We start from the raw sequence: 24,098 nt of genomic DNA on the forward strand, positions 1-24,098 counted from the left end.
CTAACCTGTACTAATTGCCCGTGAGGCTTAACCATACAACACCCAAGGGGTTTTAGCGGACTCCACATACGCTTGAATGTAAGCGCGAGAATAACTAGTTACTTTCCAAGATTGTATCTTCCGTCAATGACGTAAGATAAACGAATTTGCTTGGCGACCATAGCATTATGGACCCACCTGATCCCATGCCGAACTCAGTAGTGAAACGTAATAGCGCCGATGGTAGTGTGGGGTCTCCCCATGTGAGAGTAGGACATCGCCAGGCTTCCAATTTAGTGCGGAGTGGTAGTTCAGTTGGTTAGAATACCGGCCTGTCACGCCGGGGGTCGCGGGTTCGAGTCCCGTCCACTCCGCCAGTCATACTAAGCCCGAGTCGAAAGACTCGGGCTTTTTTACGTCTTTAAGATATGTTCGCCCTGCGGGCGAATGAGTCCCGCTTGTGCGCAAGCCCGGCCGCTCCGCCACTTATTAAGAAGCCTCGTCGAAAGACGGGGCTTTTTTCATATCTGAAGGTTATGTTCGCCCTTCGCTCGAACAGTCCAACGATATAATCTGCAATACCTTTCTATATTTCTTACCATACCAACGGTTTTACTGTACAGGTTATAGAGCTTAAGGAATATAATGGGCAAAAAGCTGCACAAGATATAACACCCTATTTTTCAATGAGTTATATGTATTGATTGGAGTTTAAAATCCGAAAGATCAAAATGAGCAGCTTTTGGGTTACCATGTTACTTAAAGTTGTACAGCAAAACGCAGGTTGCAGCTCGCACCAGAGAGGGCTTCAGGGTAAGATCCCGGTATGGTTAAAGCATGCAGAGCATGAAGGGAAAGGTGATGACAGTAACCACCAATGACAATACACATGTTGATAGCGATCTGCTGACGGAGATTGCCATTGCTTACTATCAGGACGGAGCGACGCAGGAGGAGATCTCGAAAAAGTTCGGGATGTCTCGTGCTAAGGTCGGACGTTTACTGCGAAGGGCCCGTGATGAAGGGGTGGTTGAGATCACCGTTAAGTACCACCCAGTTTTCAGCGAAAAGCTTGAGCAGCAGCTGATAGAAAGGTTCAACCTTAAGCGTGCTCTGATTGCTTTGGATCAGCCGGACGATGAAACCCAGCGTCAGCAAGTCGCGAGTTTAGTTTCTAGCTATTTGGCATCCACTCTGACTGATGACATGGTTGTGACGGTGGGACAGGGCAGGAACATTGCCACGATTGCCAACCATGTTGGGGTTGTGCCGCATCGCAAATGTCGTTTTGTGTGTGGGATTGGTGGTACTCACCGCTCGGGAAATGCCATTAATGCCGACCATATCTGTCGCCAACTCGCCAAGAAGTATGATGGCATCAGTGAAACCTTGTATGCGCCAGCGTATGTTGAAGACATCAAGGTAAAAGAAGCTTTCATGAAAAACGGTACGGTTAAGGAAACACTAGACCGTGCCCGCCGTGCTGATGTTGCTTTGGTCGGGGTGGGGGATATGAACGAGAACAGCCATATGGTTAAGCTGGGCTGGTTCACACCACAGGAGATTGTTGAGGCCCGTATTCGCCGGGGTGTTGTCGGTGATATTGCAGGTTATGACTTCTTTGATAGCCAGGGACAGAAAGCCGACACCATGATGAGTGATCGTGTGATTGGTTTGAGTATGGAAGAGCTGCGCCATATTCCGACGGTCGTCGTTACTGCCGCTGAAAACAGTAAGGCGCTGGCCTTGCTGGGCGCATTGCGTTCCGGGGTTGTGGATGTACTGGCAACCAGTGTGAGTAACGCACTAACAATTCTGAACCTTGATCAGCAGATGAAGTAATTTCAGGGTAATCCGTTGTTTTGCCAAAGGCTGCATTATTGCAGCCTTTGTTGTTTAGGCGTGGCTGAAAATTGGTTGCTATGCTTTTCTAATGGCATGAGGCTAGCTTTTTCCACCTTTTCTAGTTCAAGGGTATCGCGTTGAGAATTGCATGGTTATTGTTGCTGTGGTTGTTGCCACTTCAATTTGTTGTGGCTAGCCCGTGGGAGAGTATCAGCTCCCCTAGTACGGGTAAGTCGGAATCTATTGGTACCTATAATAACGGTTGCCTGGCAGGTGGCGAAAACCTGCCGTTGCAGGGAGATGGCTATCAGGTCATGCGCTCTCATCGCGGGCGTTATTACGGCCATCAGGACATGATTCAGTTTCTTCATGATCTTTCGAAAAAAACACGTCAGCTTGAACTCGGCCAGTTACTGGTGGGAGATATCGCCATGCCACGTGGTGGGCGTTTTTCCTCTGGTCACGCGAGCCATCAAACTGGTCTGGATGCAGATATCTGGCTCAAGCTGAGTGACGGGCCTTTATCTGAAGAGCAGCTCATTGATGTTCAGCCGCTGCCGATGGTTCATATCAAGGACTATAAAATTAACCAGGACAACTGGGGGCAAGAACAGGCCATGCTGGTTCAACTGGCCGCCGTCGATGAACGGGTTGCGCGAATATTCGTCCACCCGGTCATCAAGGAGCAACTTTGTAAACGAGAATGGACTGATCGAGGCTGGTTGCGAAAAGTGCGCCCCTGGTGGGGACATTACTACCATTTTCATGTCAGATTACACTGCCCGGATGGTGACACGAATTGTAAGCCGCAAAAAGCGCCACCTGCCGGTGATGGTTGTGGTGCAGAGTTGGCTTCGTGGAAACCTAAGCCTGAGCCAGACAAGGCAAAAAAGAAGAAGGAAGCCAAGAAGAAAAAACAGCCACCTAAACCACCTGATCAATGTCTGGCTCTGCTGAGAAAGTAGCTGCTCTGAGATAATTGTTGGTTCTGAAAAACAAAAAAGCGCCGTATGGCGCTTTTCTATATTGCTTACCTGAGTGGTTAAGCAAGACCTTGCAGAGTGACAAACTTTTCGAGCAGTTCGTCATCGGTCTCGACATGCTCCGGATCGGTAATAATGCAGTTGGTGATCGGGCAAACTGACTGGCAAGTCGGTTTGTCGTAGTGCCCTTTACATTCAGTGCATCGATCTGGGTCGATCTCGTAGATCTCTGCGCCCATGGTGATCGCCTCGTTAGGGCACTCGGGATCACACATGTCGCAGTTAATGCACTTACTGGTAATAAGTAGTGCCATAACGATTACTTACTGTCTTTTGGTGCGTGAGGGTTACGGGTATTCTCACCGGTATTGAGGTTGCGCATTAGCAGACCGTAATCCAGATCCATATCCTGAGGTACCGGGATAAAGACGAAGTGACCGTTGCCTTTCGCATCATCAATCGACTCAGACTTGCGGTTTTCCATCATCTCAAGGTTGAAGATCACGTTGCCTTTCGGTGTCATGACTTCAAGACTGTCACCGACAACGAACTTGTTCTTCACTTCGACTTCGGCCAGATCGCCGCGACGTTTACCGGTGAACTCACCAACAAACTGCTGGGAGTCAGAGATAGAATAACCGTAGTCATAGTTTTGGTAAGTATCATGAGTGTGGCGACGTAGGAAGCCTTCGGTGTAACCACGGTGCGCCAGGCTTTCCAGCGTACCCAACAGGCTCTCGTCAAACTCTTTGCCAGCAACGGCATCGTCGATCGCTTTACGGTACACCTGTGCCGTACGGGCACAGTAGTAGAACGACTTGGTACGGCCTTCGATTTTCAGGGAGTGAACACCCATCTTAGTCAAACGCTCAACGTGCTGCACCGCGCGAAGATCTTTTGAGTTCATGATGTAAGTGCCGTGCTCGTCTTCGAAAGCCGCCATTTTTTCTTCTGGGCGGTGAGCTTCGCTCAGCAATACGACTTCGTCTGTCGGTTTACCCAGACCAAGCGTATTGTCAGGACGCTCATCAACTTCCTGAACCTGTACCGCAGCAGCATCTTGAACTTCAACAATCTGGCCCGCATCGTTTTCGGTCGCTTTTTCGGTTTTGTATTCCCAGCGGCAAGCGTTAGTACAAGTACCCTGGTTCGGGTCACGCTTGTTGATGTAGCCAGATAGCAGGCAACGGCCGGAGTAAGCCATGCATAGCGCGCCGTGTACAAAGATTTCCAGCTCAGTCTCCGGGCAATGCTCACGGATTTCTTCGATTTCTTCCAGAGAAAGCTCACGAGACAGAATAACGCGCTCAACACCTTGGGTTGACCAGAATTTTACGGTTGCCCAGTTAACGGCATTGGCCTGTACAGACAGGTGAATTGGCATTTCCGGGAAGTTTTCACGCACCATCATGATAAGACCTGGGTCTGACATGATCAGGGCATCAGGGCCCATGTCGACGATAGGTTTCAGGTCACGAATGAAGGTTTTAAGCTTAGAGTTATGCGGCTGAATGTTACAGACCACGTAAAGCTTTTTGCCTTGTGCGTGGGCTTCATCGATACCGATTTTCAGGTTTTCGTGGTTGAACTCGTTGTTACGTACACGAAGGCTGTAACGAGGCTGGCCAGCGTAGACAGCATCTGCGCCATATGCGAATGCATAACGCATGTTTTTCAGGCTGCCGGCAGGCGATAACAATTCAGGTTTAAACATAGCTCTTATATTCCAGTGTCTGATTCCAAATCAGGCCGTATCAGTAGGGGATACGGATGTGAGGCGGGATTTTACTGTGATCACTACCACAAAGGCAACGAAAACGGATTAAAGAGGCGAGTTTAAAGTGTCGAGAGGCGAGAATGAATATCGAGAAGCGAGTAGGAAGTGGCGAGTTTCGAGAGAATGGCCCTCGGAACTCGCCTATACCATCTCGTTTTTTAATCTTTTGCTTCCAGGCCGCCCAGTACATCGAAAACATTTGGTAGGAAGGCCGAGAATTCACCACACATCAATGATAAATCGGCATCGATACGTGCAGCGACTTCTTCGCGGTCAATATCTTCATTCTGATCTTTAATTTCATCAGAGAATTTCAGGCGCTTGATACCAAGATCCGCTTCCAGGACGAAGTCGATACGATCTTGCCAGTTTAGGGCCAGTTTAGTGACTAGCTTATCGGCTTCGATGTGCGCCAGAATTTCATCACAGCTTAGGTCTTGCTGTTTGCAGCGGATCACGCCACCGTCTTCCAAAATGGCTTTAAGTTCAGCTTCTTCACCCATGGTAAAGCCGTCTGGTGAGGTGTTTGAACGTACCCATTCTGTCATGGTCAGTTCAGCTGGCTTTTCTGGCGTGACAGGGACAACTGGCAGAGAACCAATTGATTTACGTAGTAGGGCCAATAAGTCTTCCGCTTTTTTGTAGCTACCCGCGTCAACGATGATGAAACCTTCTTTCGGCATGATCAACGCATAGGTTTGCGAGTGGCGGCTGAATGCGCGAGGCAGTAAGTCCATTACGATTTCATCTTTGATGGTGTCTTTTTCGCTTTTCTTCAGCTTGCGACCCTGCTCTTGTTCCTGCATTTCAACCTTGGCATTAAGGGATTCCTTGATGACCGATGCAGGCAGCATTTTTTCTTCTTTACGTACGCAGACAAGGATGTTGTCGCCTACTACGTGTGTAAACATATCACCATGCTTACCCAGCGCGTGTACCCAACCAAACTTTTGGACATCTTGGCTACCACAAGGGGTAAAGCGGAACTCTTCCAGTTGCTTTTCAATCTGATCAGGGTTGAGGTCGATCTCTCGGGTAAAGCGGTAGGTCAGTATGTTTTTAAACCACATCATGGTAGTTACAAATCCTAGGTTGTGCATTTGGCTGACAATCTTATTGCATTGCACTGTCTTTGTCGCAATTTTTCTATCAGCGATTGGGTGGGGCGAGGTGAAAATTGCGATACAATCAATCCAGTTTTCCTGACTGGCATATACACCAATAATGAAGATCCTCCACACCTCCGACTGGCACCTTGGCCATCAGCTGCATGGCTATAGCCGTGACTATGAACATCAGGCTTTTCTGGACTGGCTGGCTGAAACGCTAGAGCAACAGCAGATCGATGCGCTGTTGGTTGCGGGCGATATTTTTGATACCGCAAACCCGCCGGCAAGTGCCTGGCGAATGCTCTATCGCTTTATGGCCCGACTGGCAAAAACTATGCCCCAGCTTAATGTCGTAATGATAGGTGGTAACCATGACTCGCCGAGTAAGCTTGATGCGCCGCATGAGCTGCTGAAAGCGTTTGATTTGCACATGGTGGGTGGAATTCACCGTGGTGAAGATGGTCAGTTGGATCACCAGCGGATGTTGGTACCACTTACCAATAGATCGGGTGAGCAGACTGCCTGGGTATTGGCGGTACCGTTCCTGCGCAGTGCAGACCTGCGAACAGACGATCTGAGTGAAGAGGATGATCGCTTGATCAAGGGTGTTGAAACCCTGTACGCCGAGATGACGCAGGCTGCCCGGGAGCTGAAAAATAGCCAGCAGGCGCTGATTGGTATGGGGCATGCGTTTATGGCTTCCGGCAAGTTATCCGAAATGTCGGAACGTCGCGTGCTCGGCGGAAATCAGCATGCACTGCCGGCCTCCATTTTTGCCGACGATATTAGCTATGTTGCGCTGGGACATTTGCACCTGGCGCAGCGGGTGGCAAAGAAAGAGCATGTTCGCTATAGCGGCTCGCCATTGCCTTTGTCGATGTCTGAGCGGGACTATAAGCATCAGGTCGTGGTCGTAGAACTAGATGGCGACCAAGTGATTGATATTGAGCCTATCACGATCCCACGTGCTGTAGACATGCTAAAAGTGCCGCGTTCTCCGGCACCGCTGGAACAGGTGCTGGAAGAGCTTGAGGCTCTGGAGGTCGATGATCTCCCTCGCGAGCAGCAGCCGTTTCTCGAGGTACATGTCCGTCTTGATAAGCCTCGGGCATTATTGCGCGAAAAAGTGCTCGCCGCACTGGATGGAAAAGCGATTAGGCTGGCCAAAATCACCCCGCACTACCAGCAGCAGGAGCGACAGGATGATCTGCGCCACCGCCGCCTGTCAGATGTTTCGCCGCAGCAGGTGTTTGCCTTGAGCTGGGGGAAAAAGTATGACGGCGAGCCGGATGAAGCGATGGCCGCAGCTTTTGAGAGTCTGCTTGGTCAACTGGAAGACAGCGAAACGGTCACAGAATAGAGTAGTGGAATAATAACGATGAAAATTCTAGCGCTACGTGGCGAGAACCTTGCCAGCTTACAACATAAATTCGAGATAGATTTTGCCCATGGGCGTCTTGGTGACGCCGGGCTATTTGCCATCACCGGCAAGACGGGAGCCGGCAAGTCCACCTTGCTTGATGCCATATGCCTGGCTCTCTTTGACCGGATCCCCCGGTTGCAGTCGAACAAGAAAAATGATGCCGAGATTGGTCGCGATGACGATGCCAGCCGCATTAAGGCTAATGATGTTCGCAGTATTTTGTCACGCGGCAAGGCTGAAGGCTTTGCCGAGGTTGATTTCGTCGCCAATGACGGCAGCCACTGGCGCGCACACTGGCATGTTCGCCGTGCCCGGGGCCGTGCCGAGGGGCGGATCCAGGCATCGGAGCAGTGGCTGGAAAACCTTGAAACCGGCCAGCGGTTTACAGGCAAGAAGCAAGAGCTGCAAGCGGAAATTGAACGTCTGGTCGGCTTGACCTTTGAGCAGTTCCGCCGTGCCGTGATGCTGCCACAGGGGGAATTTGCCGCGTTCCTCAAAGCCGGTGCTGATGAGCGTGCAGCTTTACTTGAGCGAATGACGGGAGGCGAGATTTATGGCCGCCTGTCGGTGGCAGCCTATGAGCGTGCCCGCGAGGAAAAGCAGCGCCTTGAACAACTGCAGGCCCAACTGGGGGATATCGAGATCCTGGATGAAGCCGAGCAGGCAGAGCTGAACCAGCAACTGGAGCAGGCCCGTGAGGCTTTGAGTGCAAAAGAAGAGGCGTTGGCGACCCTGAGCCAGCACCAGCAAGCGCTGGATGTAAAAGTGCAGCTTGATAGCCAGTTTTCCGAGGCCCAACTGGCACAGCAAGCCGCACAGCTTGCCATGGAAGAGGCGGCACCGCGTCATCAGCAGCTGGAGCAAATTGCCAAGGCGCAGCCGGCGCGGGGGGATTTTACCTTGTTGCAGCAGACACAGCTGCAGCTAAACAAGCTGACCAGTGCGATGGAGAAAGCAAAGACTTCGCTAAACCATGATAGCCAGCAACTGCTGAATGCTGATGGTGAAGTGGAAAAAGCCAGACAGGCCCATCATCAGCAGCAACAGCGATGGGAAGTATTGGCACCGAAACTTAAGCAGGCGGTGGTCTTAGATGAGCAGGTAGCGGCCAGCCAGCGTCAGCTTGAAGCCCTCGAGCGTGATTTTCAGGCGACTCAGCAGGAAAATCAGCAACAGCATCAGGCCTTGGTTGAAAAGCAGCAGCAACAGCAGCAGTTGGCACGTCGCCAGCAGCAGTTAATGCTGATGCTGGAGCAATACAGTGAACTGGCGGGAGTGGCCGAGCAGTATCAGCCGGTGCTGGATAACTTGGATCAGTACCTGTCTGCCCACCATACCCTGACGCGTTTATCCCGCGAGCAGCAACAGATCCACTTTGAGCAGCAAAGCCATGACCGAAATGTCGCGGTATTGAATCAGCAACAAGCGGAAGTTAACGAGCAACTGGGTTATATCAACCAGCAGCTCACGGCGCTGGATATTGATGCAGTTGAACAGGCTGTCAACGACAACCAGAAGCTTTACGCTGAAAAGCAGGTTGAGCTGGATACGCTGCGCCAGGCCATGGCGGGCACCAAAGAGTGGTCAGGGCTATTGGAGCAGCTGGACAAGCTTAATGCCGAGCACAAAGAGCTGAGTGAGATCAGCCAGAAAATTGAGCAGCGCCTGACTGAAATCCTGCCGGAAATGGGCGAGTTGCAGACCCGCTATCAAGAAGCCGAGCAGCAGCTGCAACAGAGTATGGCGGTAGTGAACCTGACAGAATACCGCAGTCAGCTAGCGCCGGATTCGCCGTGTCCGCTTTGTGGTTCACTCGAACATCCCTATGTTGACCAACACCCGGTGGTAGAAGGCTTGTTGCACAGTCAGCAACAGCGCCTGCGTGAGTTGCAGCAACAGCTGCAGGCGGGCGAGGGGGAACGCCGTCATCTGCAACAGCAGTTGCCGCAGTGTCAGCAGCGCCTGACGGTGATTGAACACGAACAGGCTCGTTTTCGTGACTACAGCGATCAGCTGGTGGAACAATTACTGACCGTGTTCAAGCAGCTGGAGGTAGAGCAGCAGTTGGCGACGACGCCATCGGCCTCTCAGCTCAATGAACAGTTACGTCAGTGGCAGCAGGAGGCCGAGCAGACCTATCGCGACATTCGCCAGTTGCAGCAGTCGATTGAACAGGCTCAGCATCAGCTACAGCTGGGGCGTCAGCTGCAGCACCAGCAGCAACAACTGCAACAGGCACAAAATGAGATCAAAGAGCACCAGCACCAACTAGAGAAGGCAGCTACGCAATGGAAGGAGCGCTTGCAGTCGATTGATACTCAGCAGCAGACTCAGCAGACGATCCTGTCATCACGTGCGGCCGCACTGAACGAGCAGCACGGTGGTGAGCAGTGGCGCGACATGCTTCACCAGCAGGGTGCCGAACAATATATCCAGCAGCTCAAGCAGCAGGTAGAGCAATATTTGGCAAACCAGAAAGCCTTGCAGGAGGTCGAGCAAGAGCGAATATCGCTGGCTCCGCAACTGGCCGAGCTGGAAACCAGCCTGGCTGCCAGCCAAAAGCAACTGCAAGAATGGCAACAAAAAGGCGAGCAGCTTCAAAAGCAGCTGCAGCAAACCTGGCAGCAGCGGGTTGAATTAATTGGCGAGCAGGAAACGCAGCTTCTGGAGCAACAGGCTCAGGCAATGCTTTCACAGGCGCAGCAGCAACTGACGGCTGCCGAACAAGCTCAGCGTCAGGCGGGCGAGGCCGTTGCCGCCGCTGATGCGGCACTAAAAGGCTTGCAGCAGCAAGAGCAGGAAACGTCGGCAGCGCACCGAAAGGTGGTGTACGACTGGGTCGGCTGGCAGGAAAAGCTGGGACTGAATGAGCATGAGCTGATGCAATTGCTCAGCAAGGATGAGGCGTGGCTGGCAACAGAACGTAGCGAGCTAAAAGCTATCGACGATGCGAACACCCAGGCACAGAGTGTCGTCAGTGAACGTCAGCGTGCTGTCGAGCAGCATAGCGATCTGGCAGGCATTGCTCGTCAGTGGTTGATCTCGCATCACATCGGTTTGCCGGTCGCACCAGGTGACGAATCCGAGGTGGCTGATGTTGATACTGAAGTGAAGTCGATCAGCGAAGTTCGCCAGCAATGGCAGCAGGATAAAACTGCATTGGATGAGCAAGTATTCCAGCTTCGCCAGCGGTTAACAGCAGCCGAGCATGCCTTGAGGCAAGCCGGTGAACTCACTGAGAAACTGGCATCCCAGCAAAAACAGACTGAACTCTGGCTACAGATGAGCGAGCTGATCGGTTCGGCCACCGGCAACAAGTTCCGTACCTTGGCCCAAGGGCTGACTCTGCAGCAACTGGTGATCCTGGCAAACGAGCATTTGCAGGATCTTGCTCCTCGCTATGCGCTTCAGCCTGTACCGGGCAGCCCGCTGGCGCTGCAGGTGATTGATCATGACATGGGCGATGAAGTCCGTAGTGTTGAATCCCTGTCTGGAGGCGAAAGCTTCCTGGTATCTCTGGCCCTTGCGCTGGCGCTGGCATCACTGGCTGCCGATACCCGCCAACTGGGATCGCTGTTTATTGATGAGGGCTTCGGTACACTGGATCCGGATAGCCTCGAAATGGCGCTGGCCTGCCTTGATGCCCTTCAGGCGGATGGCCGTCAAATCGGGGTGATTTCTCATGTCGGCACCCTGGTTGAACGAATCGGGGTGCAGGTTGCCGTCGAGGCACAGGGGGGCGGCAGAAGTAAGATTGCTATCAGAGGTTAGGCGGAAGATTGATAAGGCACTGATATAGAAAGTGTCGATATGGCACGATAAGAGAGTCGTTGCATTCATAAATGTTAAACACAGGGCGACGCTTTTATCGTGTCGGGTCACAAAAGTGTCATAATAAGAACACATAATGACGCTCGACAGACAACAACGACTAGGTATAGATCACTATGGTAAGACGGATTCTTGTAGTAGAAGACGAAGCACCAATCCGCGAGATGTTGTGTTTCGTTCTCGAACAAAAGGGATATGAGGCCATCGAGGCCGAGGACTATGATACGGCGCTGGAAAAAATCTGTGAACCTTATCCAGAGCTAGTGCTGCTGGACTGGATGTTGCCTGGTGGCTCGGGAATCAACCTGATCAAACACCTTAAGCGTGATGAAATGACACGCCAGATCCCGGTGGTCATGCTAACGGCCCGTGGTGAAGAAGAAGACAAGGTCCGTGGCCTTGAAGTCGGCGCCGATGACTATATCACCAAGCCGTTTTCACCCAAAGAGCTGATGGCTCGCCTGAAGGCCGTCATGCGCCGCGTCTCCCCCACTTCGCTGGATGATGTGATTGATGTACATGGCCTGAAGCTGGATCCGGTTTCTCACCGCGTGACGTCCAACGAAGAACCGCTGGATATGGGGCCGACTGAGTTCAAGATGCTGCATTTCTTTATGACCCATCAGGAACGTGTCTACAGCCGCGAACAGTTGCTGAACAATGTGTGGGGAACCAATGTGTACGTTGAAGACCGTACAGTCGATGTCCATATTCGTCGCCTGCGAAAAGCACTTGAAACCGGTGGACACGATAAAATGGTACAGACGGTGCGTGGCGCGGGATATCGGTTCTCCACCCGTCTGTAAGTCGTGGTTAACGAATTAGTACTGAGCTTGAAACATACACGGGAGCGAGCGAAAGCTTCCGCTGAGATGGAGTGGTAGATGGTTGAACGGCTGTCGTGGAAAAAGCTGGTCTGGGAACTGGCCTTTTTCTACTTGCCCTGGATAGGATTGGGTCTGGTTTTTGGATACATGCCCTGGTTTTTGCTGGTGGCGACCTGGATCCAGTTGATCTGGCATTTTCATAATCAGCTGAAAATGTCCGACTGGCTGTGGAAAGAGCGTAGCCTGACCCCCCCTTCCGGCTCGGGTAGCTGGGAGCCTTTGTTCAACGGTATTTACCGCCTGCAGCAACGTAACCGTCGCCGTCGTAAAGAGCTGGCAACACTGATCCGCCGCTTCCGCAACGGGGCGGAGTCGCTTCCCGATGCGGTCGTTGTCTTTCGCAGTGAAGGCAATATCGTCTGGTGTAACAAGCTGGCCCAGCACCTGTTGGGGTTCCGCTGGCCGGACGATGCCGGACAGCCTATCAGTAACCTGCTACGCAGTCCGGACTTTGTACGTTATCTGGCGAAACAGTCTTTTGATACCCCGCTGGAAATCACCTCGCCGCTCAATTATGACCGCACGCTGGAGCTGAGGATCATGCATTACACCGAGGGTGAGTACCTGATGGTGGTGCGGGATGTTTCGCAGGTCAAGCAGCTTGAGGGCATGCGCCGCAACTTCTTCGCCAATGTTTCCCATGAGCTGCGAACACCGATGACGGTGCTGCAGGGTTACCTCGAGATGTCGAAAGATCCGGAAATGTTGGCTGGCCCGATGTGGGATAAGGCGCACGGCGTCATGACAGAGCAACTGCTTCGGATGAACTCGCTTGTCGAGCAGCTATTGACCCTGTCCAAAATCGAGGCGGCGCCGAATATTGAGTTGGAAGAGACTATCGATGTGCCGTCTATGCTTGATATTCTTGAAAAAGAAGCCATCTCCCTGAGTGGGGGCGATGAGCATCTGTTTAGTTTTGATATTGATAAATCATTGAAAGTATTGGGCGATGAAGACCAGCTGCGCAGCGCGATTTCTAATCTTGTCTATAACGCCGTGAAACACACTCCGAAAAATGCCAAAGTATCGGTGCGTTGGTATTTATCCTCTGCCGGACCCCGTCTGGAAGTGACTGATAGTGGTGAGGGTATTGAGCCGCAGCATATTCACCGTCTGACAGAGCGTTTTTACCGGGTGGACAAGGCCCGCTCGCGGGAGACGGGCGGTAGCGGCCTGGGGCTGGCAATTGTCAAACATGCCCTGAGCCATCATGATTCGCAGCTGGAAATTGAAAGTGTTGTCGGTGAAGGCAGTACCTTCTCCTTTACACTTCCGCAAAGGTTAGTGGCAGAAGCGGCCTAGCCCTGCGAGCAAAATGTATTGAAGATAGCGGCCCTCGGGCCGCTTTTGTCGTTGCTGTTTCTAACGTTGTCACTACCTTGAGAGGGAATACCTGAACTTATGACAAGCCTGTACCGTAAACTTGGATATCTGCTGGCCCTGGTCGGTAGTCTGGCGGTTACTGCGGCCGATGACGAATTGGCTGAGTACCATAAGGTCCGCGGTGTTTCCGGCACTTTGTCATCGGTTGGCTCAGATACGTTTGCTAATCTGATGACCTATTGGTCTGAAGAATTCAAGCGGTTATATCCGAATGTGAATGTGCAAGTACAGGCGGCAGGCTCGTCAACGGCCCCGACGGCCTTGACCGAGGCGACCGCCCAGCTCGGGCCGATGAGCCGGATGATGAAGGCCAAGGAAATCGAGGCGTTTGAGCATGAGTACGGCTATCAGCCGACGGCTGTCAGGGTGGCGATTGATGCGCTGGCGGTTTTTGTTCATGAAGATAACCCGCTGGCGGGGATCAGCTTCAACCAGCTGGATGCTATCTATTCGCGGACTCTGCGTTGCGGTGGTACCGAGCCGATCACCCGCTGGGGACAGCTGGGCCTGAAAGGAAACTGGGCTCATCGTGATATTCAGCTATTTGGCCGTAACTCGGTGTCGGGTACCTATGGCTATTTTAAACAGCGTGCCCTGTGCCAAGGGGATTTTCGCAATAATGTTAACGAACAGCCGGGCTCGGCATCGGTCGTGCAGTCGGTATCGAGCTCCCTGAACTCGATTGGTTACTCGGGCATCGGGTATAAAACCACGGGGATCCGGGCAATTCCCGTTGCCAGGGAAGAGGGGGGTGAATACGTTGAAGCCTCGATTGAAAACTCACTTAACGGCAGCTATCCGCTGGCACGTTACCTGTACATTTATGTCAACAAGCACCCGAACAAGCCCATGCCGCAATTGGAGGCTGAGTTCATTAAGTTCATCCTTTCGCGCTTTGGTCAGGATATGGTTGAAAAAGACGGCTATGTTCCGCTCTCTGCCGCCATCGTTTCGGCTGATTTGGCGCAACTAGGGTTAATTTCCAGCGCTCAGGTTGATTAACCCCAGCTTACGAGTTTAAGGGCTAATGGCCAACTGCCAGCCGGCTTTGCTCCAATACTCTTGTTCCTGCCGTAAGTCAGCAGCCAGTAGCTTGTTACTGGCTTCCCAGTCTTCTGGTAGCGTAAGTTGCCAGCTTTCCTTGTTGGCTTCGACCATGATGTCCGGTAGCGGCTCCTCATTACGCTGGCCGTTAAGCGCCACAGCAAGGCGCAAGGTACGGATCAGCGGGTAGAGGTGCTTACGTTTGTAGATACTGAGCTCAGGCATCTCTTCCAGTTTGAGAGATTTGCGCTGAAAGCGAACCAGGGTCGCCAGCACTGTCTGTTGCTCGAGGTTAAATCCCGGCATGGTACTAAAGCGCAGCAGGTAGGCGGAATGGCGATGGAACCCGGGATAACTGATGCTAAGCCCGGCCTCATGGAGCAAGGCACCCCAGCCCAGCAGTGTCAGCAGCTCAGATTTGGTCAGCCCTGGCTGTGGCTCGATTTGGTTATAGAGATATTCGGCGGTGTCCTTGACCCGCTTGGCCTGAGCCATATCGACGTTATATTGGGTTGCCATCGCATCGGCAGTACGGGTGCGGATATCGCTGTGGCGAAACCGGTCTTCCATCTCATACAGCAGTCCTTCACGAAGCGCACCATCGGAAAAACGCATCTCGTCTATTTTCAATGAACTGAAAACCGCATCAAGGATGGCAACACCGGCGGCAAAAACCGGTTTGCGATCATCGCTCAGCCCCGGTAAATCTAACTCGTCGGCATTTTTGACGCTGAGTATTTTGTCTGTCAGCTGACCGAGACGCTTGCCGGTGATAATGCCGTCATTGTAGCCCTGACCGATCAGGACTTCCCGGATCGCCTTGATGGTACCGGATGAACCAACGGCATACTGCCAGCCTTTGTTGCGGTACTGGTTGGCTATGCTTTCCATTTTCTGCTGGGCAGCCAGTTTCGCTGTTGCCATGTTCTTGGCACTGATTTTCCCTTTGGCAAAGTAGTGCTGGTTATAGCTGACACATCCCATATGTTTGCTATAGAGCAAATGGGTGTTGAAATCTTCACCGATCACCAGTTCGGTACTACCACCACCGATATCAATCACCAGCTTGCGGCCTTTTTCCGGCTGGGTATGGGCGACACCGAGATAAATCAGGCGGGCCTCTTCGGTGCCCGGGATGATCTCGATGGGATAGGGGATGATGCTTTCGGCTCGCTTGAGGAACACATGGACATTTTGGGCCTGGCGCAAGGTATAGGTGGCAGCAATACGGACATTCTCCGGCTCGAAACCCTGCAGGCGCTCGGCAAACATGGCCAGGCAGTTGAGGCCGCGCTGGATCGCTGCCTGGTTGAGGTTGTGGTGTTCGTCGAGTCCGGAGGCTAGCTGAACCCGCTGCTTATGGCGGCTGATAATTTGCAGGCTTTGCCCGATCACTCGGGCAACAACCATGTGGAAGCTGTTAGAGCCAATATCGATAGCCGCTATCTCGCGTGGACGTGGATTATCAGTCATTATTAACCATCGCTTTCTCAGCTTTTTTTCTGAGCTGTTTTTCGGAGTGCTTCAGGTAATCATAGATCGCAATTTGTGAACGGATCTTGCGACGGTTACCCCGGGGCACATATTGGTTGCTCATTTCTTTATCGATAACCCGTGCCTTGACCGTATCGGTTAGCTGGATATTCAGGATATCGATGATTCTCATTTTCAGTGCCGGATCCCGGATCGGACAGCCGACTTCTATTCGATTATCGATGTTACGGGTCATCCAGTCGGCCGATGAAATCATCACGTCCGGATCGCCGTTGTTCTCAAATACCACCACACGCGGGTGTTCGAGGAAACGGTCGACAATACTGATGGCGGTAATATTTTCACTGATCCCCTTGATGCCGGGGATCAGGGAGCACATCCCGCGAATGATCAGTTTAATGGTCACACCGGCACTGCTGGCCTGATAAAGCATGTTAATCAAACCTTTATCGACCAGATTGTTCACCTTAAGTGTAATACCCGATGGCAAGTTTTGCTTGGCATGGGCAATCTCCCTGTCTATCAAATCATACAGTCGCGAGCGGGAGTTACGCGGCGAGACGATTAAATGATGGAATTTAACCGGGCGATAAGGGTTTTCGATATACCCGAAGACCTGCCGTACCTCATTGGTAATTTCGTCGTCACAGGTCATCAGCGAGAAGTCGGTATAGAGCCGGGCAGTATTTTCATGGAAGTTGCCAGTACCGATATGGGCATAGCGGACCAGCTTGTCACCTTCACGCCGGGTGATCAGGCACAGTTTGGAGTGAATTTTCAGCCCCGGGACACCAAATACAACGTGAACCCCGGCTTCGGTCAGGCGGCGGGCCCAGATAATATTGGCTTCTTCGTCAAAGCGGGCCTGCAGCTCGACCACGACGGTTATCCGTTTGCCGTTATTGGCGGCATCTATCATCGACTCAATGATGCGGGAGTTTTTGGCCACCCGGTAGATATTGATTTTAATACCACGGACCTTGGGGTCGTAGGCAGCCTGGCGAACCAGCTCGGTCATGTGGTTAAAGGTATGGTACGGATAGTACAGCAGAATGTCCTGTGCCTTGATGGCGTCAAAGGCATTGCGGGCAGAGGAGAAGTGGTAGCTTTGGATCGGCGGCAGGGGCTTGTTTTCCAGATAGTTGCGACCGACATTGGGAAAGCCAATAAAGTCCTTGAAGTTATGGTACCGCCCGCCGGGAATAATACTGTCATAGCTGGAGACTTTCAGCAGCCCGCAGAGGACATCAATCATATCGCCTGGCATATCGCGCTGGTAGACGAAGCGAACCGGCATGGCCGTGAGGCGCTGGTTCAGACCTTCAGACATTTGTTCCAGCAAGCTGTGTTCCACTTCCAGACTGAGATCGTATTCGGCGTCCCGGGTCATCTTCATCGAGTAGGCGGCCAGGCTGTCGTATTCGAAGAAGCCGCTGAAGATATCGTCGAGACAAAAACGAATAATGTTATCAAGCAGGATAAGGGTTTTGCGTCTTTTTCCTTTCGCCTCGGGCAACTGGATAAAGCGCGGTAGCTGATCAGTCGGAATCTCGATCAGGGCATGGCCCTTCTTTTCTCCCTGCTGCATTTCGACGGTCAGGTAAGAATATTCGTCTTTGAGAAATTCAAGCAGATCGATATCCGGTGTGAGAAGGATGGGCGTGATATGGGGCAGAATTGCATTGCGGAAATATTTTCGAAGCCAGTTCTGCTGATGCTCGTCGAGCTGTTGCTCATTGACCAGGAAAATATGGCGCCGTGCCATTTCCAGCAAAATCTCGTTATAGAGGCTGTCGAAGTCCTGGTTGAGTTTCAGGACACGGCTCTGGATTTTGCTGAGTAGCTGTTTGGCACTGTCATCGCCGCCTTGTTCCTGGCTGATCAGTATCTGGCGTTTTACATCGGCAAAACGAACTGAATAAAATTCATCGGTATTACTGGAGAAGATTCCAAGAAAACGGACGCGTTCAATCAGCGGCACGGATTTGTCTGCCGCCTCTTGAAGTACACGTTCGTTAAATGATAGCCAGCTTAATTCTTTTTCTATATAGAGAGATTCCGTACTCATTGTATTCCTATTAGATAAGCTATGGGCTAAAAGTTATGCCTCTTCGTTAATTGTCATCGACATCGATATTGAGATCATCGGACAGTTGTTCCAGCTCGTCCTGAACAGTTTCCAGGGCCAGCTCAGATGGTAGCTCAAGCTGAAAATTTGCCGAGAAAATCGGGTAACCCCAGTTAGGTGCGCTTTGGGTATCAGTTTTGAGCTTATTGATATTGATCCCAAGCTGGTTGAGCTTGGCTGTGACTTCTTTGACGATGCCGAGACGATCGTTACCGGTGACGGTGAGGTTGTGCAGCGTTGTGACCGGAACGGCCTTGCTGTCATCTTCGACAATATGGATTTGTAACCCATTCAGCTTCGACAGGCTCTGACTCAATACAGGGATATATTGGTCGGCGACTTCAATCTGCAAGATACCGGCAAACTGCCCGGCAAGTTTACTAAGGCTGCTGGCCAGCCAGTTACCGTGGTTCTGGTATACCGTGTCTGAGAGGGTTTCAACCAGGCCTGGTCGGTCTTTACCAATTACAGTAATAACGAGGTGCTTCATAACGACTTCCTTATTCGCAGTAGGCTTGTTCATTATGTGAGCATGTGCAATATCTGTCCAGAAGCAACGAGAGAACGGCCAATGAAATCAGTTAATAGTCATAAATCATTAAGACTAATGACCTTTTATTGCAATTTTATGTCACTCTAATAGATTAGCCCAAGGAATCGAAAGGAGTGTTGGCCTCACTCGTACTGGCTGTCATATAATTGTCATCTAAAAGAAATATTATTGATAAACGTATAAATCCTATGAGGTAATAATGGCAGACGCCAGCGCATTTTTGAGTGGGGACAGCCCTGGCCGCCGAGTTAAAGACAAGCTCGCACGCTATGGGGTAACCGCTGGTGGTATTTCTGTTCTTATTACTCTTGTCCTGATTTTCTTCTATCTGCTGTATGTGATCATGCCGATCTTTGCCTCGGTTAACGTCACATCGAAGCAGGCATTCTCCATTGATTTTTCAGACAACCCTGCCGCTATTTATCTCAACGAGCAGAACAACATTGCCTATAGGATGTCCCTGCAGGGCTATTTGACCTTCATAAACCTTGCTCCGAAGAATGTCGGCGAACTTATGGGTGAGCATCAGCTTATGGCAAGCCCTGTCAGCTTTGCCCGTACCCTGCCGAGTGAAGAAGTATTTGCCTATGGCGGCCGCTCTGGCGAAGTGGTGGTATTTAAACCCACTTTCAGGATTTCGTTTACAGGGGAGATGAAGCAGACAACACCGGATATTGCCTACCCGTTGGGAGTGAGTCCGCTGCAACTGGACCCTGAGGGGCACGCAATTAGCCAACTGGCGGTATCGGTGCGCGCCGAGCAGGCCGTCGTGGCTGGAGTAACGGCTGATCAGCGAGTTAGAGTAATGACTTTCAGCCACCAGGATGCGCTGCCTGGTCAGGCATCGGATTGGCAGGCGATATCGTTCGGGATTGAGGGGCTGCCCGACACTATCAGTGCGCTGGCCGTAACACCGGATGCCCGCACGCTGTATGTGCTGAGCGGTAATAATTTGTATGTGGTGGCGCTGAACGGGGACAACTCGGTGATCCGCGATGTTGTCGATGTCAGTTCAGCTCAGGGAGAGCCGCAGCATTTGACGTTACTGTCGGGCGCGAACTCCTTGTTGATCACAACCAGTGACAATGCAGTATCGCAGTGGTTCGAAGTACTTCGCGAGGGCAAGCGAACACTGGTCAAGGCGCGGCACTTTGCACTGCCTGATAGCCCTGTGGTGCAGCTTGTTCCTGAGTATGCCCGCAAAGGTTTTTTTGCGGTACACCAAAACGGTGAACTCTCGGCGTATTACACGACAATCAAAGGATATATCTACAACGAGCCGTTGCTGGCTGAGGTACCCGACTGGGTTGCTATCTCTCCTCGGGCAGACCGTTTGCTGACCGTGAACGGTGACAACTGGCAGCTATACAAGGTGGATAACCGCCACCCTGAAATCGGTTTTTCATCTCTGTGGCAGAAAATTTGGTATGAAGGCTATCCTGAGCCTGAATACGTTTGGCAATCGACATCCGCCAGTGATGAGTTCGAGCCGAAACTCAGTTTGGTGCCTGTCGTATTCGGTACCCTTAAAGCCGCCGTCTATGCGATGTTTTTTGCTATTCCGATGGCTTTGGCCGGGGCAATTTATACCGCTTATTTCATGTCTTCCAAAATGCGACGGGTGATCAAGCCGACGGTCGAGATTATGGAGGCATTGCCGACGGTGATCCTGGGCTTTCTGGCTGGCATTTGGCTGGCCCCTATCGTTGAAGAGTACCTGCCCGGTATTGCAATGGTTATTGTGGTCTTCCCCTTGATGATGATGCTGGTCGGGATCGGCTGGTCCTTGCTTCCGGGGCCGTGGCGTCACCGTTTGCCAAACGGACTGCATATCATATTGCTGATGCCGGTGATTGTGCTGCTGGTCTATGCCTGCCTGGAAGTCAGCCCGTATGTCGAGCAATGGCTGTTTGACGGTGATATACGTATGTACCTGACTAACGAGTGGGGTATAGGTTATGACCAGCGCAATACGCTTGTTGTCGGGATCGCGATGGGCTTTGCGGTGATTCCGACAATATTTACGATTGCCGAAGATGCGATTTTTTCGGTACCGGGACATTTGACCAGCGGTTCCTTGGCACTGGGCGCGACACATTGGCAGACGTTGACCCGTGTTGTGTTGCTAACGGCCAGTCCGGGGATTTTCTCCGCCATTATGATGGGGCTTGGTCGTGCGGTCGGTGAAACCATGATTGTGCTGATGGCAACGGGTAACACTCCGATCATGGACTGGAACATACTGGAAGGTTTGCGAACCTTGTCGGCAACCATTGCGATTGAGATGCCGGAGACCGAGGTAGGAAGTTCGCACTACCGGGTATTGTTCCTGGCTGCGTTTGTGCTGTTTGTGTTTACCTTTATTTTCAATACGATTGCAGAACTGGTTCGTCAGCGGCTAAGAGAAAAGTACAGCTCGCTGTAATGTGAGCGCACACTAACTGACAGATAAAACTAACCGATAGATAAAATGAAAATGCAAAGTGATGGGTAATTGGTTTAAATCGGGTTCTCCATGGATATGGTTGACGGCTGGCGCAGTTAGCCTGAGCCTGGTTGCCGTGCTGGGATTGTTGCTATTGATAGGCTGGAAGGGGCTGAGTTACTTCTGGCCGGCACCTGTGTACCAGTTTGATGTTGATATCAATGGCAACAGGCAGGCCATTATCGGTGAAATCTATGAGACCAAGTCGGTATCGGTACGCCAACTGGCAGAAGCCGGCGTGGATGTGTCGGCAATCGAGGGAGAGCGGGTTTTTCGCTACCTGATCAAAACCGGGAACCGCGAAAGGGTCGAACTCGATTTTATTACCTTGCTTGAGACGCAGATCACCAGCAAGACGCTGGCCGATGATATTGCCGTCATCGACCGGATCAAAAACGGCAAGTTTTATGGCTATCCGGTTAGTTTTATCGATGATGGCCAGAGTAAGTCGCTTGCAGAGCTGGAGCAAGGGCTGCAGGATGCCGATCGGGTTCGTGGTGAAATTGACTCGCTGCTGAAAACGAATGTGGCGGCCATTAACCACCAGCTTGATCAGCTGCGTCAGCAAGAGCGTCAACAGGGTAAGCAGCCAGCCATTACGGCTCAGCGGCTTCAGCTGGAACAGCGCTATGCTGATATAGAGCAGCGCATGTTGGCACTGCGCAAACTGCTGGACCAAGATGCGCTGCTGGTGCGCGATATGGCCGGTACCATGGTGAAACTGCCCCTCGAACAGGTGCTGGATATCTGGTATCCGAACAATTTAACGACAATAGAAAAAGTGGCCCACTGGGGGCGTCAGATTGGCAAGTTTGTCAGCGAGGATCCCCGAGAGGCCAATACCGAAGGCGGGGTATTCCCGGCGATTTTCGGTACTGTGTTTATGGTGCTGCTGATGAGTGTCATTGTGACTCCACTTGGCGTGATGGCTGCGATCTATTTGCATGAGTACGCAGGAAAAAACCGATTTACCAAGTTAATCAGGGTTGCCGTTATCAACTTGGCTGGTGTGCCGTCTATTGTTTACGGCGTATTTGGTCTGGGCTTTTTTGTGTATATGGTCGGCGGAACGATTGATGAAATCTTTTTCTCTGATCAATTGCCGGCTCCCACTTTCGGTACACCGGGTATTTTATGGTCGGCTCTAACACTGGCTATTCTGACGTTGCCTGTTGTGATTGTCTCGACCGAGGAAGGTTTGGCGAGGATCCCGAGTTCGGTTCGTCACGGTTCGCTGGCACTGGGCGCAACCCAGGCTGAAACCCTATGGCGAATTGTATTGCCGATGGCGAGCCCGGCTATAATGACAGGACTTATTCTGGCGGTCGCCAGAGCCGCGGGTGAAGTGGCCCCTTTGATGTTGGTCGGGGTAGTCAAAATGGCACCGACGTTACCGGTTGATAACCTTTTTCCCTATTTGCATCTGGATCGCAAGTTTATGCACCTTGGCTATCATATTTATGATGTCGGCTTTCAAAGTCCCAATGTCGAAGCTGCCCGGCCATTGGTGTATGCCACCTCGTTTTTATTGGTGACGGTGATTGTAGGGCTAAACCTGACGGCGATTGGTATTCGAAACCACTTACGGGAAAAGTACCGCTCTTTGGAACAATAACGGGGATACAGTAACTTACATGTTTTCAATTAATTCGACCATGGGGCTGTTTCAGCCTCAAGATTTAACAAAGTTACCCGAAGAGAAAACGGCCATGTCGATTGAGGGGCTTGATCTGCATTATGGCAAGCAACAGGCTCTGTATAATATCAATATGCGGATAGCCAAGGGGCAGGTTACTTCGTTTATCGGTCCGTCCGGTTGCGGCAAGTCGACCTTGCTGCGTTGTATCAACCGGATGAACGAGCTGGTCGAGGGCTGCACCGTCGAAGGCAAAATCATGCTACATGGGCAGAACATCTATGACAGCAAGGTGGATGTGGCCTCTTTGCGCCGTCGGGTCGGCATGGTGTTCCAGCGGCCGAATCCGTTTCCTAAATCCATCTATGAGAATGTGATTTATGGCTTGCGCCTCCAGGGGATCAAGGAGCGCCGTGTGCTTGATGATGCCGTCGAAAACTCCCTGCGTGGCGCTGCACTGTGGGACGAGGTCAAAGACCGCCTCCATGAAAATGCGTTCGGACTTTCAGGGGGCCAGCAGCAGCGGCTGGTTATTGCCCGGGCGATAGCGATTGAGCCGGAGGTCTTGCTGTTGGATGAGCCGACATCGGCTCTGGATCCGATCTCGACCCTGACCATCGAAGAGCTGATCAATGAGCTCAAGACCAAGTACACGGTGATAATTGTTACCCATAACATGCAGCAGGCTGCGCGGGTGTCGGATAATACGGCATTTATGCATATGGGCGAGCTGGTGGAATATGCCAATACCAATGATATTTTCACCACGCCCAAAGAGAAACGAACAGAAGACTACATCACGGGTCGATACGGTTAAGGAACCAAACCATGTTGGATAATTTAAGTCTTGGCCGTCATATTTCCGGCCAGTTTAACGCGGAGCTGGAAAGTATCCGTACCCATGTGCTGGCAATGGGTGGCTTGGTCGAGCAGCAACTGGCCGATGCACTCAAGGCGATGCACAAGCAGGATGCAGAGCTGGCCAAGCGGGTGATCAAAGATGATCACAAGGTCAATGCGATGGAAGTGGCGATTGATGAAGCCTGCACCCGGATCATTGCCAAACGTCAGCCGACAGCCAGCGATCTGCGTCTGGTGATTGCGATCATCAAGACCATTACCGATCTGGAGCGGATCGGTGATGTTGCAGAAAGCATCGCCAAGGTGGCATTGGAGAACTTCACCAACAAGCAATATAACCTGCTGGTATCACTGGAAGCGCTGGGGCAGCATGCTGTTCGAATGCTGCACGAGGTGCTGGATGCCTTCGCCCGAATGGATGTTAAGGCGGCCATTGAGGTCTATCAGGAGGATGACCGGATAGACCGCGAATACGAAGCTATTATTCGTCAGTTAATGACTTATATGATGGAAGATCCGCGTTCAATCCCGAATGTACTGCAGGTGATGTGGTCAGCCCGCTCCATTGAACGGGTTGGTGACCGATGCCAGAATATTTGCGAATACATCATCTATTTCGTCAAAGGCAAGGATATTCGCCATACCAGCCAGGAAGAGATAGAGAGTATCCTGAAGTAACC

17 protein-coding genes, 1 tRNA gene and 1 rRNA gene are annotated in these 24,098 nt (G+C 51.7%); 13 read left to right on the forward strand and 6 right to left on the reverse strand.

From position 1 onward, the window contains the following. Positions 1 to 149: 149 nt before the first annotated feature. The 4 genes from rrf to mepA all read left to right on the forward strand — a co-directional run bounded on the left by rrf (position 150) and on the right by mepA (position 2,789). A 5S ribosomal RNA gene (gene rrf, locus BIT28_RS11055) occupies positions 150 to 265 on the forward strand. Positions 266 to 279: 14 nt separating this feature from the next. Beyond that, positions 280 to 356 (forward strand) — tRNA-Asp (locus BIT28_RS11060). A 484-nt stretch (positions 357 to 840) separates the two neighbouring features. After that, on the forward strand, positions 841 to 1,821 hold the full coding sequence (locus BIT28_RS11065) for a sugar-binding transcriptional regulator (protein ID WP_075763606.1): 981 nt from the start codon (positions 841 to 843) through the stop codon (positions 1,819 to 1,821). Positions 1,822 to 1,961: 140 nt separating this feature from the next. Further along, the gene (mepA, locus tag BIT28_RS11070; protein ID WP_425439630.1) at positions 1,962 to 2,789 is read left to right on the forward strand and encodes a penicillin-insensitive murein endopeptidase; all 828 of its coding nucleotides are present in this window, start codon (positions 1,962 to 1,964) and stop codon (positions 2,787 to 2,789) included. A gap of 77 nt (positions 2,790 to 2,866) precedes the next feature. On the opposite strand, the gene BIT28_RS11075 is transcribed toward mepA, so the two are convergent. The 3 genes from BIT28_RS11075 to rdgC all read right to left on the reverse strand — a co-directional run bounded on the left by BIT28_RS11075 (position 2,867) and on the right by rdgC (position 5,654). After that, on the reverse strand, positions 2,867 to 3,121 hold the full coding sequence (locus BIT28_RS11075; protein WP_075763607.1) for a YfhL family 4Fe-4S dicluster ferredoxin: 255 nt from the start codon (positions 3,119 to 3,121) through the stop codon (positions 2,867 to 2,869). 5 nt (positions 3,122 to 3,126) lie between these two features. Next, on the reverse strand, positions 3,127 to 4,521 hold the full coding sequence (gene trhP, locus BIT28_RS11080; protein WP_075763608.1) for a prephenate-dependent tRNA uridine(34) hydroxylase TrhP: 1,395 nt from the start codon (positions 4,519 to 4,521) through the stop codon (positions 3,127 to 3,129). 221 nt (positions 4,522 to 4,742) lie between these two features. Further along, on the reverse strand, positions 4,743 to 5,654 hold the full coding sequence (gene rdgC / locus BIT28_RS11085; RefSeq protein ID WP_175577522.1) for a recombination-associated protein RdgC: 912 nt from the start codon (positions 5,652 to 5,654) through the stop codon (positions 4,743 to 4,745). A gap of 154 nt (positions 5,655 to 5,808) precedes the next feature. Here rdgC and BIT28_RS11090 point away from each other — a divergent pair, with 154 nt between their 5' ends. From BIT28_RS11090 to BIT28_RS11110, 5 genes are all read left to right on the forward strand, one after another. Further along, positions 5,809 to 7,053 carry an exonuclease SbcCD subunit D C-terminal domain-containing protein gene (locus BIT28_RS11090; protein WP_075763610.1) on the forward strand — a complete coding sequence of 415 codons (1,245 nt, stop codon included), beginning with the start codon at positions 5,809 to 5,811 and terminating at the stop codon, positions 7,051 to 7,053. 18 nt (positions 7,054 to 7,071) lie between these two features. Then, positions 7,072 to 10,887, forward strand: coding sequence for an AAA family ATPase (locus tag BIT28_RS11095; protein ID WP_075763611.1), 3,816 nt, complete (start codon positions 7,072 to 7,074; stop codon positions 10,885 to 10,887). 176 nt (positions 10,888 to 11,063) lie between these two features. Continuing rightward, positions 11,064 to 11,753, forward strand: coding sequence for a phosphate regulon transcriptional regulator PhoB (gene phoB / locus BIT28_RS11100; protein WP_075763612.1), 690 nt, complete (start codon positions 11,064 to 11,066; stop codon positions 11,751 to 11,753). Between the two features lie 78 nt (positions 11,754 to 11,831). Beyond that, on the forward strand, positions 11,832 to 13,136 hold the full coding sequence (phoR, locus tag BIT28_RS11105) for a phosphate regulon sensor histidine kinase PhoR (RefSeq protein WP_075763613.1): 1,305 nt from the start codon (positions 11,832 to 11,834) through the stop codon (positions 13,134 to 13,136). Positions 13,137 to 13,235: 99 nt separating this feature from the next. Continuing rightward, positions 13,236 to 14,219: a PstS family phosphate ABC transporter substrate-binding protein gene (locus BIT28_RS11110; protein WP_075763614.1), complete on the forward strand. Its 984-nt coding sequence runs from the start codon at positions 13,236 to 13,238 to the stop codon at positions 14,217 to 14,219. Positions 14,220 to 14,234: 15 nt separating this feature from the next. Here the strand turns inward: BIT28_RS11110 and ppx are convergent, their stop codons facing one another. The 3 genes from ppx to BIT28_RS11125 are packed head-to-tail and all read right to left on the reverse strand — an operon-like array spanning position 14,235 to position 18,373. After that, positions 14,235 to 15,734: an exopolyphosphatase gene (gene ppx, locus BIT28_RS11115; protein WP_075763615.1), complete on the reverse strand. Its 1,500-nt coding sequence runs from the start codon at positions 15,732 to 15,734 to the stop codon at positions 14,235 to 14,237. Then, positions 15,727 to 17,823: a polyphosphate kinase 1 gene (ppk1, locus tag BIT28_RS11120; RefSeq protein WP_075763616.1), complete on the reverse strand. Its 2,097-nt coding sequence runs from the start codon at positions 17,821 to 17,823 to the stop codon at positions 15,727 to 15,729. The genes ppx and ppk1 overlap by 8 nt, the downstream gene beginning before the upstream one ends. 46 nt (positions 17,824 to 17,869) lie before the next feature. Then, positions 17,870 to 18,373 carry a glycine cleavage system transcriptional repressor gene (locus BIT28_RS11125; RefSeq protein WP_075763617.1) on the reverse strand — a complete coding sequence of 168 codons (504 nt, stop codon included), beginning with the start codon at positions 18,371 to 18,373 and terminating at the stop codon, positions 17,870 to 17,872. Positions 18,374 to 18,635: 262 nt separating this feature from the next. Between BIT28_RS11125 and BIT28_RS11130 the strand changes: the two genes are divergently transcribed. The 4 genes from BIT28_RS11130 to phoU all read left to right on the forward strand — a co-directional run bounded on the left by BIT28_RS11130 (position 18,636) and on the right by phoU (position 24,096). Next, a complete protein-coding gene (locus tag BIT28_RS11130; protein ID WP_075763618.1) occupies positions 18,636 to 20,861 on the forward strand; it encodes an ABC transporter permease subunit in 2,226 nt (741 codons plus the stop codon). Positions 20,862 to 20,922: 61 nt separating this feature from the next. Beyond that, complete coding sequence (pstA, locus tag BIT28_RS11135) at positions 20,923 to 22,536, forward strand: phosphate ABC transporter permease PstA (RefSeq protein ID WP_075763619.1); 1,614 nt, start codon at positions 20,923 to 20,925, stop codon at positions 22,534 to 22,536. A 19-nt stretch (positions 22,537 to 22,555) separates the two neighbouring features. Further along, the gene (gene pstB / locus BIT28_RS11140) at positions 22,556 to 23,374 is read left to right on the forward strand and encodes a phosphate ABC transporter ATP-binding protein PstB (RefSeq protein ID WP_075763620.1); all 819 of its coding nucleotides are present in this window, start codon (positions 22,556 to 22,558) and stop codon (positions 23,372 to 23,374) included. A gap of 11 nt (positions 23,375 to 23,385) precedes the next feature. Next, positions 23,386 to 24,096 carry a phosphate signaling complex protein PhoU gene (phoU, locus tag BIT28_RS11145; RefSeq protein ID WP_075763621.1) on the forward strand — a complete coding sequence of 237 codons (711 nt, stop codon included), beginning with the start codon at positions 23,386 to 23,388 and terminating at the stop codon, positions 24,094 to 24,096. The last annotated feature ends 2 nt before the right edge of the window (positions 24,097 to 24,098 follow it).

It is taken from the genome of Photobacterium proteolyticum (assembly GCF_001939735.1).
GTDB lineage: Bacteria > Pseudomonadota > Gammaproteobacteria > Enterobacterales > Vibrionaceae > Photobacterium > Photobacterium proteolyticum.